General features: G+C 39.2%; 10 protein-coding genes and 2 tRNA genes. 2 read left to right on the top strand and 10 right to left on the bottom strand.

The genetic code is table 11. The features are described 5' to 3' along the window. Positions 1 to 37: 37 nt before the first annotated feature. The 10 genes from EUBHAL_RS08460 to miaB all read right to left on the bottom strand — a co-directional run bounded on the left by EUBHAL_RS08460 (position 38) and on the right by miaB (position 15,093). Positions 38 to 2,986, bottom strand: a complete 2,949-nt coding sequence (locus tag EUBHAL_RS08460) for a penicillin-binding transpeptidase domain-containing protein (protein ID WP_005348045.1) — start codon at positions 2,984 to 2,986, stop codon at positions 38 to 40. Beyond that, a complete protein-coding gene (gene mreD, locus EUBHAL_RS08455) occupies positions 2,970 to 3,485 on the bottom strand; it encodes a rod shape-determining protein MreD (RefSeq protein ID WP_005348043.1) in 516 nt (171 codons plus the stop codon). The genes EUBHAL_RS08460 and mreD overlap by 17 nt, the downstream gene beginning before the upstream one ends. 75 nt (positions 3,486 to 3,560) lie before the next feature. Beyond that, a complete protein-coding gene (gene mreC, locus EUBHAL_RS08450; protein WP_005348041.1) occupies positions 3,561 to 4,430 on the bottom strand; it encodes a rod shape-determining protein MreC in 870 nt (289 codons plus the stop codon). A gap of 15 nt (positions 4,431 to 4,445) precedes the next feature. Further along, positions 4,446 to 5,486 carry a rod shape-determining protein gene (locus tag EUBHAL_RS08445; protein WP_022169824.1) on the bottom strand — a complete coding sequence of 347 codons (1,041 nt, stop codon included), beginning with the start codon at positions 5,484 to 5,486 and terminating at the stop codon, positions 4,446 to 4,448. A 123-nt stretch (positions 5,487 to 5,609) separates the two neighbouring features. Continuing rightward, positions 5,610 to 6,308 (bottom strand): RadC family protein, encoded by a 699-nt coding sequence (gene radC / locus EUBHAL_RS08440; RefSeq protein ID WP_022169825.1) that lies wholly within the window; start codon positions 6,306 to 6,308, stop codon positions 5,610 to 5,612. Between the two features lie 100 nt (positions 6,309 to 6,408). Then, complete coding sequence (locus EUBHAL_RS08435) at positions 6,409 to 7,728, bottom strand: methionine gamma-lyase family protein (RefSeq protein ID WP_005348035.1); 1,320 nt, start codon at positions 7,726 to 7,728, stop codon at positions 6,409 to 6,411. Next, positions 7,712 to 8,680, bottom strand: a complete 969-nt coding sequence (miaA, locus tag EUBHAL_RS08430) for a tRNA (adenosine(37)-N6)-dimethylallyltransferase MiaA (RefSeq protein WP_005348034.1) — start codon at positions 8,678 to 8,680, stop codon at positions 7,712 to 7,714. Before miaA ends, EUBHAL_RS08435 begins: the two co-directional genes overlap by 17 nt. A gap of 6 nt (positions 8,681 to 8,686) precedes the next feature. Beyond that, entirely contained in the window at positions 8,687 to 10,882 is a 2,196-nt protein-coding gene (gene mutL, locus EUBHAL_RS08425) for a DNA mismatch repair endonuclease MutL (RefSeq protein ID WP_005348032.1), read from the bottom strand. A 136-nt stretch (positions 10,883 to 11,018) separates the two neighbouring features. Beyond that, complete coding sequence (gene mutS, locus EUBHAL_RS08420; RefSeq protein WP_005348030.1) at positions 11,019 to 13,649, bottom strand: DNA mismatch repair protein MutS; 2,631 nt, start codon at positions 13,647 to 13,649, stop codon at positions 11,019 to 11,021. Next, complete coding sequence (gene miaB, locus EUBHAL_RS08415; protein ID WP_005348027.1) at positions 13,642 to 15,093, bottom strand: tRNA (N6-isopentenyl adenosine(37)-C2)-methylthiotransferase MiaB; 1,452 nt, start codon at positions 15,091 to 15,093, stop codon at positions 13,642 to 13,644. The genes mutS and miaB overlap by 8 nt, the downstream gene beginning before the upstream one ends. Positions 15,094 to 15,235: 142 nt before the next feature. Here miaB and EUBHAL_RS08410 point away from each other — a divergent pair. Further along, positions 15,236 to 15,307 (top strand) — tRNA-Glu (locus EUBHAL_RS08410). Positions 15,308 to 15,385: 78 nt separating this feature from the next. Beyond that, a tRNA-Glu gene (locus EUBHAL_RS08405) sits at positions 15,386 to 15,457 on the top strand. Positions 15,458 to 15,549 lie beyond the last annotated feature (92 nt).

The following is a 15,549-nucleotide window of genomic DNA, read 5'->3' as shown; positions in this document are numbered from 1 at the left end:
GGAATCTTTCTGTACTTGAATTTGTGAGAGTACATCATTAATCATTACTTCCATCTGAACCTGTAGGCAGTAATGCTGTTGTTGCTTTTTTCTCTGCCTTGCTGGCCTTTCCAAAATAGTACTTATAGATATCTCTGGCAATCTCTGCCGCATTTGCTGAAGTATAACCATTTGGCACTACTACAGTCATGGTAATATCTGGATTGTCATATGGAGCATAAGATATAAATAATGCATGGTTCGGACGCTTTTTATTTTCCTGTGCCGTACCAGTTTTACCTGCTACCTTCATACCCTGTTTCTCATACAGATATTTGATAGAACTGTCCTTACCATTTACCACTCCAATCATACCCTTTTTGATCAGATCAAATGTGGAAGACTTTATGTCTAACTTCTCTTCTGTTCTCTTCTTATATGATGTAATTACACTGCCCGAAGAATCTGTTGTCTTCTCTATAAGAGAGAGGTCTATTAAATTCTTATGATTTACAAGAGAAGTTACATATCTTGAAATCTGACTTGGTGTATAACTGTGTGTACCCTGTCCAATTGCAGAACGAATCGCATCTTCATCAGAAATATGTGGTTCGTATTCTGTAATCTCTACTCCGGATTTACGATTAAAACCGTACATAGATGCATATTTCTTTAACTTTGTCAGACCTCTCTGGCTATTATACGTTCCATTCACTGTACCAAGATTATATCCCATCTGATAGAAGAAGAAGTTACAAGATACTGCGATTGCCCCACTTACATTAAGAGATCCATGTGCATTCGGATAAATCCAGCATTTAGCTGCCGGTGAAATCTTATCAAAAATCCCTGTACACTTCACATATGTAGAGGCATTCGCTACCCCCTCTTCTAAAACTGCTGTGGAAGAAATTGGCTTAAATGTAGATCCAGGTGCTGTCCTTGACTGCGTTGCCCTGTTTAGCATTGGAGAAGATAAATCCGTATTAAGCGATGCATAATAGGAAGAGTCAATTCCATTCGCAAGGCGGTTATTATTATAACTTGGATAAGAAACCATTGCCTTTACCTCCCCTGTATCTGGATCTGTGATAACAACGGAACCAGAACATGGATCAAGTGCGAGCTGAGCCGGCGTAATCTCTATATTCTTTATCTTCTTATACATAAAGTTATAGGCAGACATTTTACCTGTATACAAACTATTATAGTCCTTATCTTTCTTTTTATCAAGAACTCCCTGATCATACAAAAGCAGGCAGACCTTCTTGCCGCTTAAATTGCCGTTTTTAATCATATACTCATATAGAATTTTATCAAAGTCTTCCTCAGATTTCAATGCATCAACAATATAATTTATCAATTCATCATAAATTTCATCTGCATCATAATAATCGGACTTTATGTTAAAAGAACTGATATTAATCCACTCATTATTAATCGCATGTCTTAAAAATTTACGGAACGTAATCTTCTCATCTTTCCAGTCAAGGTATACCTGATCATTCTCGTCAATTGAAGAAGCAACAAGAATACCATCGTTCTCAAGCATCTTGTAAATATAGCTTACATAGTCTTGTTTTTCTTCACTTAAGTTCTTACGGATTGTCGTGCCGCTCTGCAAATCTTTTCGAAGAGTACTAAGAACCGTTTCCTGCTTTTTCCTGTAAATCTGATAGACATCTTTTTCATTCGTTTTGGCCTTTTTCCTTGAAAGCTTGGAAATATTAATAATATTATTATCAATAAGTGCATAATACACATCTTTTATTGGAACTCTCTTTTCAGAACCTGCTGTGTCTGCTGTTGTCAGATGTGCAAGCAGAATTCCTGCAAGACGTCTCTCTAAAATATTATATGCATATTTTTGTAAATCTGCATCAATCGTCAGATAAACATTATTTCCGGCAGATGCCTTTGTTGTCTTTACTGTCTTAATAACCTTACCAAGATTATCTACCAAAACATCTTTCTGGCCTTTCTTACCCTGGAGAGTACTTTCCATTGTTTTTTCAATTCCGGTTTTTCCTACAACATCGTTTGCTTCATACTTGCCGCCATTGCCATTCAGTTCTTTTAATTCACTTTCTGAAACAACACCTGTATATCCTAAAACAGAAGAAAAATATTTGGCATCATTATATTTACGAAGAGAGTCTGCCTTAATTGAAACTCCCGGATATTCATCATCATGTTCTGAAATTGCCGCGATACTTTTATCGCTGATATTCGTTGCTACGGTAATCGGCGTTGTCTGAGAATAACGATTCATAAATACATCATATCTTACAGACATAATCTTTAATGTATCCTCTGTAGAATAACTATCTGCGATTCCAAACATATTACCTGTTCCCTGCGGTCCGTTCTTTCCACTTCTTAAATATTCATATACCTCTTCTGGTGTAGAATTCAAATACTTCTCCGCTTTCTTTTTCTCGTCTCCTGAAAGATTATCAATATTGGTAATACCATAAATATCTTTTTTAAATCTGGCCAGCGAAGAACCTGATACCGTAAACTTCAGTTTTCCCTTACTGTTTACTGTCATAGGAAGACTGTAGTTTATCGTATCTCCATTCGTTTCAAGCACCTTGATCAGCTTGTAGATTACTTCGTTCTTAACATCATTCTCTGTTACTTTCTGACCATTCTTCCCATTCGCATTCGTTCTCTCACGAGCAATTCGGCTTGTCTCGTCCGTATTTTCCAATGTCACCGTATAAGCCAGCTGGTTATAGGCTAACGTTTTTCCATTACAGTCATAAATATTACCTCTTGCACCACTGATTTCTATCGTCTTTTTTATTTTGTAATTAAAGTTTGCTAAATGTTCGTCACCCTGTATAATCTGCAAAACAAAAAGACGATAAATAAGGAGGCAGAATAACACCATCAGCAGTACTCCCATGATTATAATACGATTTGAAAGCAGCTCTATAATCTGTCCTCTTAATTTTGTTTTATCTTTTTCCTGCTTTTTCTTGAACTTAAACAAAATCTGCACCCCTCTTTTCGTTCTTTTCCAGCCAATCATTTATCCTTAATAAAATCTGGTAGCATACAAGCCCTACCGCTACGGTATATACCATTTCCGGGAGAATAATATTCTTAAGGTAGTAAATAATCCGCAAATGATTCTGTAAAAGTCCGCAGAGAATATACATAATAAATCCATAAATCAAATCATTCACTCCGATTAAAACGAGAGGAAGAATATTATCATCAGAATAATAAATCCGATTAAAAAATCCATCTACGAAACCGAATACCATATATAAAAAGGCAAATCCACCGATTGTCGAACCGTAAAAAATATCCATCAGCAGACCACTGAAGAAGCCAACAATCATTCCTGGTTTCTGTCCGCGCATTACCGCTACTGAGGAAATAAGAATAAGTAAAATATTTGGCGTGATTCCTGCTAACTTAATCAACTCAAACACAGATGTCTGTAATATAAAACAAATAAATACCAGCACTGCTGTCACAATTCCTCGTTTCATAATAAATCCCTTCTTACACAAATGGCGGAAAGAGAAATATCTGTACGATACTCTTATTTCCGCCTGATTTATCCTTTAATCTGCACTGTCGCTGTCTGCGGGAACTTCTTTTAACTGTGTGATGACCAACACATCCTCGATATGCTGAAAATCCACAAATGGAGTTACCTTAGCAGACTTTGTAAGATTGGAGGAGTCTGTGGAAATCTTGCTTACTGTTCCGATTTTGATTCCCTCTAAGTACTTAGAACTGATATGTGACGTAATCAGCTCCTCTCCCTCTTTCATATCTGCATCTTTACTAATATAGGTCACATCAATTGTGCCATCTTTTTGCACAGACTCGCTGTTTCCCTGTACAACACAGGTGTCTCCTGCCTGTGAAGACTTTGCACTGACACTACTGCTATCATTAATGATAGAACATACTTTAGCATAGGTACGGCCAGTCTCTGTCACAATTCCTACCAGCCCGCCATCCGCTATAACGTTCATATTCACCTTAATTCCATCTTTGGAACCTTTATTAATAACAAATGTGTTATACCAGTTGCCGCTTCCTTTACTGATGACTCTTGCGCCAACCTTCTTGTACTGAGAATAGGCCTTGTCTATCTTCAAGAGCTTCTGCAGATTATTTAATTCTTTTTCGTTGGTACTTAAAGTTTCGTTTTCCTGTGTTAACTCTCTGACTTTTTCATTAAGCTTTGCATTCTCTTTTTTTAGTTCTTTCATACTCTTAAAAGAGCCAGCATGATCGCCTACCCATACACCAAAAGAGTTAATTCCGTCCTGCATTGGGATTACTACTGTTTCTGCAACCGCAGAGAGAGGTTTCACTGCATCTTTTAATACTGCACTGACTGACAGAAGCAATATGCAGATGATTGTCAGAAAGACAAGCATCGTTTTGGGTGAAAACTCAAAATTATGACGATTTTTCATAGTACCACTCCCTGATTAGTGAAAATCAGAATCCTGTAAATTATGAGCCAGTCTTTCATAATCCGGATTTTCCATGATCATTCCAAGTCCTTTTACTACAGTAAGTTCTGGCTCTTCCATCTTCATAATAGAAAGACCTGTCTCCTGCTGAATAAGAAGATCAAGATTCTTGATATGTGTAGAACCACCAGTCATACATACACCATCATGCATGATATCCATAGATAATTCTGGCGGAGTTTTCTCTAAAATAAACTTGATTGCATCAATGATAGAAGAAAGGCTTTCTGACATTGCCTCAAAAATCAGATGATTTGTAACAGTTACCTTATTAGGAAGTCCCGTAATAAGATTACGTCCCATTACATCATAGGTAATCTCCTCATCCTCTTTGATACCGCTGGCAAGCTGCATTTTCAGTCTCTCTGCACTCTTCATACCAATCACAAGATTATGCTTTTTCTTTACAGTCTGCTGGATTGCCTCATCAAACTTTGTTCCACCAATTTTTAAGAGACGGCTCTGCACGATTCCTCCAAGACTGATCAGACTGATTTCTGTTGTATCTGCTCCAATATTAACAATAAGACGGCCGGTTGCATCCATTACGTCAAGTCCTGCACCAAGTGCATCTGCAATTGGCTTCTCCACAATACGAATCTTCTTTGTCTTTAAAGAAGAACTTGCGATCAGGTCATAGAATGCACGTTTCTCTACTTCTGTAATATCAGATGGTACTGCGATATAAAACTCTGCGTTACCGCCGGCAGCAAGACCTTCTGCAAACTTTTTGCCATGCATTCCTTTAAAATAAAGCTGGATCATCGTCTGCATCGCTGTAAAATCAGCAATAACACCGTTGATGATTGGCTGTTTTACTTCAATGTTCTTCGGTGCTTTCTCATACATAGAATATGCTTCATCACCTAATGCTAATGGTTCTTTTTTCTTCACCATAGCAATCATGTTCTTCTGATGTAAAATTACTCCTGCGGCTTTCTGGTAAATTTTGATGGAATTCGTTCCCATATCAATTCCATATATTTTTTCAGACATTGGTATGTCTCCTTTCGTTAGCATTTATACATGAAACAAATGCGGCATTACCGCATTTGTTTCTACTCTTTGTCAGCGTACTTTTAAAATCCTTTATACCTGATTTTAAAAGTACATTTATCCTCACATCATCTGCTGTTCTCTTAAGCTGGTATAACACTTATCCCCTATAATGATATGATCAGAAAGCGGAATCCCCAGGAGTTCTCCCGCCTCTTTTATCTGTTTTGTAATCACAAGATCTTCTCTGCTTGGTTCTGGACATCCCGACGGATGATTATGAATCAAAATCATGTAAACTGCCTCGTACCGAAGCGCCTCCACAAAAATGGTCCGAACCGGAACCCAGGAACTGTTCGCTGTTCCTTTCGACAGTAAAATCTCTTTCATCAGCCTGTGCCGTCCATCCAAAAGAAGAAGCATTACCTTTTCAACACAAAGATGCCGCATCTCTTCCATATAATAGGACGCAATATACTCTGGCGAGCTAAAATCACTCTCTTCTTTAATAGAAGCTCTTGCCAGACGTTTCGACAACTCCAGTGCACACAAAATCTCAATTGCCTTGACATTCCCTATTCCCGGAATCGTCTTTAACATCTCCATATCCAGATGATACAAGCCTGCCAATCCTTTATAAACAGGATGTCTGTCCAAAAGTGCAAATGCAAGTTCTAATGCCGAGTAGTTCTTCGTTCCACAACGGATAAGTACGGCAAGTAATTCTCCGTCTGTAAGGCTCTCTGCTCCTGCCTTCAAACACTTCTCATATGGACGTTCTGTTTCCGGGCGCTGCTTCATCGTTACTGACTGTCTTTCCATATTGGTCCCTCCTGAATTCTCTCCAGACACGGACACGCTGATTGAAAATATTTTACCATAAAAACAAACTTTTGTATATAGGGTTCAAGGGTAGGTTTCGTTAACTTTCTGTGTCATTTATTAAGATATTTTTAAGTTTTCCTGTCTCATATATTTTTTGCAGAGACATCATAATTCCATATTTGGCATGTTCCCATGTAAGTCCGCCCTGGAAATAAACGGCATATGGTTCTTTCATCGGACCATCTGCACTAAGTTCAATCGAGGAACCGGAAACAAATGCTCCCGCAGCCATAATTACCTGTGCATCATATCCTGGCATATCCCACGGTTCTGGACGAACAAAACTGTCTACCGGTGCGGCCGCCTGAATTCCCTCACAGAAAGCTACCATAAGTTCTGGATCATGGAATTCTACTTCCTGAATAATATCATGACGGCTCTCCTTGCTGTCAGGAATTACTTTAAATCCTAACTTTTCATAAATATTTGCCGCAAAAACCGCACCCTTTAACGCGCCCTTTACAACTGTTGGTGCTAAGAAAAGTCCCTGTGTAAGTGAAGTTGTAACGCCAAGCGTTGCTCCCACCTCTTTGCCAAGTCCAGGAGAAGTCAGACGGTAAGCTGCCCTGTCGATACATTCCTTTGTTCCACAAAGATAACCGCCGATCGGAGCAAGTCCGCCACCTGGATTCTTAATCAGAGAACCGACAATCAAGTCTGCTCCTACCTGTGATGGTTCCTCAATCTCAACGAACTCTCCATAACAGTTATCTACCATACAGAGTACATCTGGTTTTCTTTCCTTAATAAAATGAATCAACTCTCCAATTCTTTTTACAGAAAGAGTCGGGCGGGAGGCATAGCCTTTGGAACGCTGAATAGTAACAAGCTTTGTTTTTTCATTTAATGCCTTCTCAATACCATCCCAGTCAAACTCACCATCTGGCAGCAAATCTACCTGATGGTAACTGATGCCATATTCTGCAAGAGAGCCATTGGACGGACGAATCCCTATAACTTCTTCCAACGTATCATATGGCTTGCCTACAGGGGATAACAGTTCATCTCCTGGTCTAAGCTGGCTCATTAATGCAAGCGCAAGCGCATGTGTTCCACAGGTAATCTGTGGTCTTACCAATGCATCTTCTGTTCCAAATACATCAGCATAAATCTTTTCTAATGTCTCTCTTCCAATATCATTATATCCATAGCCAGTTGTCGGTGCAAAGCAAGCCTCACTTAAATGATTTTTCTGCATCGCACGGAGCACCTTCATCTGATTACATTCTGCAGTTTTATCTATAGATAAAAAGCGGTCTTTTAATTCTTCCTCTACTTTCATGCAAAAGTCGTAGACCGGCTTTGCGATTCCCATCTGTGCATAATACTCTTCCAGTATCTTATCTCTTTGTTCCATTACAGATTCCTTTCTCTTTTATTATATTTAAAACAGAATCAAGCAGGTTCTTTTCCTGTTCATATTCCTTTTTATTCAGCCAGACAACTTCTTTTTCCCGTCGAAACCAGGTAAGCTGTCTTTTTGCAAAACGTCTTGTATCTCTTTTGACTTTATCGACAGTCTCCTCTAAAGACATCTCCCCATCAAAATAATCAAAAAACTCTTTATAGCCAAGTCCCTGCATGGATACAAGATCCTTTGTGTATCCTTCTTCTATCAATCCTTTTACTTCCTCAAGAAGCCCGTCCTCCATCATCAGATCGACACGTCTGTTGATGCGGTCATACAGCACTTCTCTATCGTGATATAATACAAAATACGCAAAATTATAAGGGGAGTCTTTCTGCCTTTGTTCCTTATTATGCTCCGATAACTTATGTCCGGTCTCTTTATGGTATTCGAGTGCCCGGATTACTCTTTTTACATTATTAAAATGTACAATCTGTGCATATTCCGGGTCAACTTCCTTAAGAATTTCGTAAAGATATTCTTTTCCTTTTTCTTTCGCAAGCTGTTCTAATTCCTTTCGGTAACTCTCCTTTCCTTCATGCTCTGAAAAGTCAATATCATAAAGCAACGCCTGAATGTAAAATCCAGTTCCCCCGACAATAATCGGGATATGACCTGCAGCATAAATCTTCTCCATCGCAGCTTTCGCTCTTTCTACAAAAACAACGACGTTGAATTCTTCTGATGGATCAAATTCATCTACCAGATAATGCGGCACTCCGTCCATTTCTTCCGGACGAATCTTTGCTGTACCGATATCCATCTTTTTATACACCTGCATGGAATCTGCACTGATAATCTCTCCGCCAATACTTTTTGCCAGACCAATAGAAAGCTTTGTCTTTCCGGCGGCTGTCGGTCCGGTTAATATAATAAGAGGTTTTTTCTGTTCCACAACCATCCCCCTCTACTGTACTCGCTTAAACTTTTTTTCTAATTCATACTTTGTCATAGAAATAATCGTTGGACGGCCATGTGGACACTGATATGGATTATCGAGCTTCATAAGCTGATCCATCAGTGCATCCATTTCCTGATAAGACATGGCTGTATTACCCTTTACGGCTGCCTTGCAAGCCATCGTTGCCAATCTGTCTGTGATCATTTCTAAATTCATCTTACCACTGTTTTCCTCTATCTGGTCAAAAATTTCGATAAACAGCTCCTGCGGGTCAATTCCGAGCAGATTCGCCGGAACCCCACGAATACAATACTCGTTTCCGCCGAATTCTTCAATAAGAAATCCAAGTTTTTTGAAAGATTCTTCACAAATCTTAAACTTCTGCTGTTCTTTTATGCTAAAAGTAAGAATGACCGGAGGGGCAACCATCTGCTGGACAATTGTATTATTTTCCAAATCTTTCTTTAACTTCTCATACATTACCTTTTCATGTGCCGCATGCTGATCTACAAAAAACAGCTTCTCATCAAATTCTACCAGCCAGTAGGTGCGGAACACCTGCCCGATGATACGGTGCTTTGGACGGGCTTCTTCGGAAAGGAGCGGAACATCGGCGAAGCTCATTTGGGTGCCTTTTCCGTAAGTATCTGCTTCTTTCAGGAGTTCTTTCTGTCCACTTGGCTTTTTATCCTGTTTTATTTGTCTGTCATCACTTTCCGAATATTCTTCAGCTTTTGCAGTACTTTCATCCATTGATTTTGGAATCACATCATCAATCTCTTTTTTGATTGCGTTGTTCTCTCCGACATGCAGTCGGGCAATTCTTTCTTCTATCGAACTTCTTCGATTTGAAATTTCTGTTGCATTTTCTGAATTTTCACCGTGTACACCTGAATAACCATTAACACTTCCAGACATATTTCCCGTAGTGTTTTGGGCAGGATTTTGAATAGGATTTTGTGCATTATTCCCGTCATTGCCCTGGACAGAATCTCGCACATTATTTTCCATACTATTTTTTGCTAAAACAGATACCCTTTGCTCTGCAGCATCTCCCTGCTCTTTTCTCTTCTCAATCTCTCGAATCTTTTCTTGAGAGAGAGAGGAAAAACGCTCTTCAATCGCCCGTCTCTTTCTTTCGAATGGCTCTGGAATCTTCTTTACGCTTTCTTTTTCTTTCTTATCATTACCGATTCCTACTTTTGGAATCAGTTCTTTTTTTACAAAGCTGCTTCGGACTGCACTCATCACAGAGGAATATAGTTCTTCCGCATTTCGAAAACGCATCTCCATCTTTGCCGGGTGAACATTGGCATCAAAACAATGCGGGTCCATCGAAATCATTAAAGCTGTAAACGGGAACTTATGCACCATTGCATGTCCTTTATAACCTTCCTCAATCGCCTTGCTGATGATATTATTTTTCAGATAACGGCCGTTTACAAAATAATTCTCATAATTTCGATTTCCTCGGGAAATAACCGGCTTTCCGATATAACCGTCTACCAGAATTCCGTTTTCATTTCCCTTTACAGGAAGAAGATTCATCGCCACATCTCTTCCGAAAATGTTGTAGATCACATCTTTTAGATTTCCGTTACCGGAAGTAGATATTTTATTTTTATTATCACAGATAAACTTAAAAGAAATATCTGGATGGCTCAAGGCAAGACGCTGGATAAAGGATTCTACATAACCTGCCTCGGTCATTTTTGATTTTAAGAACTTTCTTCTTGCCGGTGTGTTAAAGAAAAGATTACGGATGATAAAAGTGGTTCCTTCAGGACATCCAATTTCATCATAGCTCTTTTCTTCTCCACCCTCTATCACATAGCGAATACCAGAAATTCCTTCATCTGTTTTCGTTACCAGTTCTACTTTGGCAACCGATGCGATGCTCGATAAAGCTTCGCCTCGAAAACCAAGAGACACAACGGTCTCTAAATCACTCGCAGAGCGGATCTTGCTGGTCGCATGCGGAAGAAAAGCCTTTCGAACCTGTTCTTTCTCAATGCCGCAGCCGTTATCTGTAATTCGTATAAAATCAATACCGCCGCCTTTGATTTCTACGGTAACTGCTGTAGAGTTGGCATCTACAGCATTTTCCACAAGCTCTTTTACAATAGAGGACGGTCGTTCAACAACTTCTCCGGCAGCAATCTGATTAATCGTACTCTGGTCAAGAACTCTTATCTCTGGCATAATTTCTCCCTTCTGACATTTCTATCTTTTCTCTATTATTCCATCACTTTTTATTTTTATGATCTCAATGCATTCATTATTATAGATATATCACTATGTTTGTATTAGGGAATAAACATACTATGTAACAGTCAATTTACTTACACTTCTTCTGCAACTCGTAAAGCTGATTCATTGCTTCCATCGGTGTCATATTACTGATATCTAACTTCTTCAATGTTTCTTCTACTTCACTTTTCTTTGGCTGTTCCGCAACCATTCCCATCGTATCAAACAGGGAAATCTGTACTGGTTCTACCTCTTCTGTATGTTTCTTTCCAATATTTTTTGTATTCGCTGTAATATCAGACTCTTCTAGTTCTGCTGCGATTTCTTTTGCTCTTTCTATAACAACTTCTGGAACGCCTGCAAGCTTGGCAACCTGAATACCATAACTCTTATCAGCACTTCCCTTAATAATCTTACGCAGGAAAATAATCGTATCACCTTTTTCCTGTACGGCAATGCAGTAATTATTAACACCTGGAAGCTTACCTTCTAATTCAGTAAGTTCATGATAGTGAGTCGCAAATAGTGTTTTCGCACCAGATAGTGAAGAACCAGCTATGTACTCTACAACTGCCCACGCAATAGAAAGTCCATCAAAAGTACTTGTTCCTCGTCCGATTTCATCAAGAATCAGGAGACTGTCCTTTGTCGCATGACGCAAAATATTGGCAACCTCACTCATTTCCACCATAAAGGTACTCTGCCCAGACGCTAAGTCATCAGAGGCACCTACTCTTGTGAAAATACGGTCCACGAGACCAATGTTAGCAGACTTTGCCGGAACAAAAGAACCAATCTGTGCCATCAGTACGATAAGCGCAGTCTGTCTCATATAGGTAGACTTTCCTGCCATATTCGGTCCGGTAATAATATCCACACGATTCTTTTTATGGTCAAGCAGCGTATCATTGGCCACAAAAAGTTCCCCAGACATCATTTTTTCTACAACTGGATGGCGGCCATCTTTAATGTCGATAACTCCTCTCTGATTCAGTGTTGGTCTTACATACTGGTTTGTCTCTGCGACAAGCGCAAGAGAAGCAAACACGTCTGTCCATGCAATCACACTTGCTGTCTTCTGGATTCGCTCCATCTCAGCAGCAAGTTTTTCACGGATTGCCACATAGGTCTCATATTCTAAAGCGTACAACCTATCTTCCGCTCCAAGAATCGTTCTTGCAAGTTCGGACAGTTCTTCTGTTGTATAACGTTCTGCATTGGCAAGTGTCTGACGGCGAATATAGTACTCTGGCACTAAATCTTTATAAGAATTGGTTACCTCTATATAATAGCCAAACACTTTATTATAACGCACACGGAGATTTTTAATTCCTGTCTTTTCACGCTCTCGTTCTTCTAACTCGGCAAGCCAGGTTTTTCCATCGGTCTTTGCCTTCTTCAAATGATCAATTTCCTCATCAAATCCTTCTTTGATGATGCCGCCTTCCTTGATTGGGATTGGTGGGTCTTCCTCAATTGATGCCTCCAGTAACTCATGAAGATCTTCTAATGTATCCAAATCCCCGGCCATTTTAGCAAGAACCCCTTTACTGAACTGTGCAAGAATATCCTTGATATATGGCAGATACTGAATCGATGTCTTAAAAGAAATCAAGTCTCTTGGGTTCGCACTGCGATAACTTACTTTCATTGTAAGACGCTCTAGATCATAGATAGAATTCATGTACTCACGAAGTTCTTCACGCGCCATAAGATTATCTTTTAACATTTCCACCGCATCCAGTCTGTCCTGAATCGCTGTTTTATGAATCAGTGGCTGTTCGATCATCTTACGGAGCATTCTCGCTCCCATCGCTGTTTTTGTCTTATCAAGCACCCACAAAAGACTTCCTTTTTTTCCTTTTTCTCTCAACGTCTCACAAAGCTCTAAGTTTCTTCTCGTAGAACTATCGATCACCATATAATTTTCTGTGGAATACACTTTTAATTCCATTAAATGTGAAAGAGAATTCTTCTGAGTTTCATGAAGATACTGTAATAACGCACCACTTGCAATCACACCAAACGGATAATCCGTAAGACCGATTCCTTCTAAATTCGCAAGATTATACTGTTCTTTAATTAACATTTCACAATTATCTTTTTCAAAATAATAACTTGCAACCGGAGAAATAACTGCGCCGACCTTATCCTTGATAAAGTCAAAGTCCATGCCGCAGATACAAAATGCATCATTGCAGATAATCTCTGATGGCTGGAACTTATTCATCTCATCAAAAAGTGCGTCCTGATGTTCAACCTGCGTTGTTCGAAATTCACCGGTAGACAAATCACACACACCGATTCCGAACAGGTCATCTTCACAGAACACACTCATAATGAAATTATTTTTTGACTCATCAAGGCTCTGGGTCATAACATTGGTTCCCGGTGTAACTACACGGATAACATCCCTCTTTACAATTCCTTTGGCAGCCTTTGGATCCTCCACCTGCTCACAGATGGCAACACGAAATCCTTTCTCTACTAACTTATTAATATATGGTTCACAGGAATGGAAAGGCACCCCGCACATAGGCGCCTTTTCTTCCTGGCCACAATTTTTCCCAGTAAGAGTGATCTCTAACTCTCTTGACGCGGTAAGCGCATCCTCATAAAACATTTCATAGAAATCTCCCAGACGGTAAAACAAAATACAATCTTTATATTTATTCTTTATCTGGAAATACTGTTCCATCATTGGAGTTAGTTTAGCCATTGACGCTCAACCTCCCCAGATAATAGAATCCTTTGGATTCCTCTAATACAACAGGAACAATCTTTCCAATTAAAGAAGCATCTCCCTTAAAATGTACGACGCTGTTATTAGATAATCTTCCGGTAACCATTGTATCATCTTTCTCATCAATTTCTTCTACTAACACCAGTTCTGTATTACCAGTAAGCTTACCATTTTGCTCTTTTGCCGCCTCATTTACTACTTTTAATAAGCGGTCAAATCTTTCATGTACCACATCGTCTGGCACCTGGTCTGGCATTTTTGCCGCCGGAGTTCCAGAACGTTTAGAATAAATAAAGGTAAATGCACTATCGTATTTTGCCTTTCTCACGACATCAAGTGTCTCCTGAAAATCTTCCTCTGTTTCTCCCGGAAAACCTACGATAATATCTGTTGTAATCGCAATATCAGGCACAGCGGTACGAATCTTATCTACCAGCTCAAGATAATGCTCTTTTGTATATTTTCTATTCATTAACTTCAAAATACGACTGCTTCCTGACTGTACTGGCAAATGAAGATGCTTACAAATCTTCTTGGAATGTGCCATTACCTCAATAAGCTCATCAGACAAATCCTTTGGATGAGAAGTCATAAAACGAATTCTCTCGATTCCCTCTACCTCTTCTACCATTGTAAGAAGCTTTGCAAAACTGATTGGATTCTCCAAGTTCTTACCATAGGAGTTTACATTCTGTCCAAGAAGCATGACTTCCACAACACCCTCGGATGCTAACTTCTTCACCTCTGCTACAATATCTTCCGGCTTTCTGCTTCGCTCTCTTCCTCTTACATAAGGAACGATACAGTAACTACAGAAGTTATTACAGCCAAACATAATATTTACGCCAGCCTTAAATCCAAACTTACGGTCACTTGGCAGGTCCTCAATAATCTGGTCTGTCTTCTCCCAGACATCAAATACTCTCTTTCTTCCAGAAAGGCATTCATATAAAAGCTCTGCCAGCTTAAAAATATTGTGAGTTCCAAAAACCACATCGACAAACTTGAATGTTGTCTTTACCTTTTCCTGTTCCTCCGGCTCCTGCATCATACAGCCACACATGGCAATAACCATCTCTGGATTCTTCTTTTTATAATTCTTTAAAGCACCAAGTCTTCCATAAACACGAACATTCGCATTCTCACGAACTGTACAAGTATTATAGTAGACAAAGTCAGCCTTTTCTGTGTCCGCTTTCACATAACCGATATCCTCAAGAATACCATTTAACTTCTCAGAATCCTTAAAATTCATCTGGCATCCAAAAGTCTGATCATAGAATGTCAGCTTACGTCCAATCTCTAATTCTCTTTCCTTTATAATCTCTCTACACTTTGCAATAAAATACCGCTGTCTCTCCGGTTCCTGTTCCGGTGCAGGCGCGGTCGTATCAATTAATTCATAGTTTATATTCGTCATTATAATTATTTAACCTCCAAGTGTGTAAAATCAACTTTTTACGCAGATAGAGATATTATAGGATAACTTTTTTTATTTTTCAAGAAAAAAGTACTTGATTTTTATTTTTGTCTGTGCTATATTAGACAAGTCGCAACGATATGGTCGATTGGTCAAGCGGCTAAGACGTCGCCCTCTCACGGCGAAAACAGGGGTTCGATTCCCCTATCGACTATTTATTTTTTAAAACAAAATAAAAAAGTACTTGATTTTCACTTTGACTTGTGATATAGTAGTCAAGTCGTAACGACATGGTCGATTGGTCAAGCGGCTAAGACGTCGCCCTCTCACGGCGAAAACAGGGGTTCGATTCCCCTATCGACTATTTATTTTAAAAGGTTTGTCTGTCTAGGCAAACCTTTTTTGTTTCATAAATAAAATCCTTTCGTTTGCCATAGGCGGAAACCCACTACCTTT

It is taken from the genome of Anaerobutyricum hallii DSM 3353 (assembly GCF_000173975.1).
Lineage (GTDB): Bacteria > Bacillota > Clostridia > Lachnospirales > Lachnospiraceae > Anaerobutyricum > Anaerobutyricum hallii.
The sequence above is the reverse complement of the archived record's forward strand: the minus strand, read 5'-3'. Positions and strand labels throughout refer to the sequence as shown.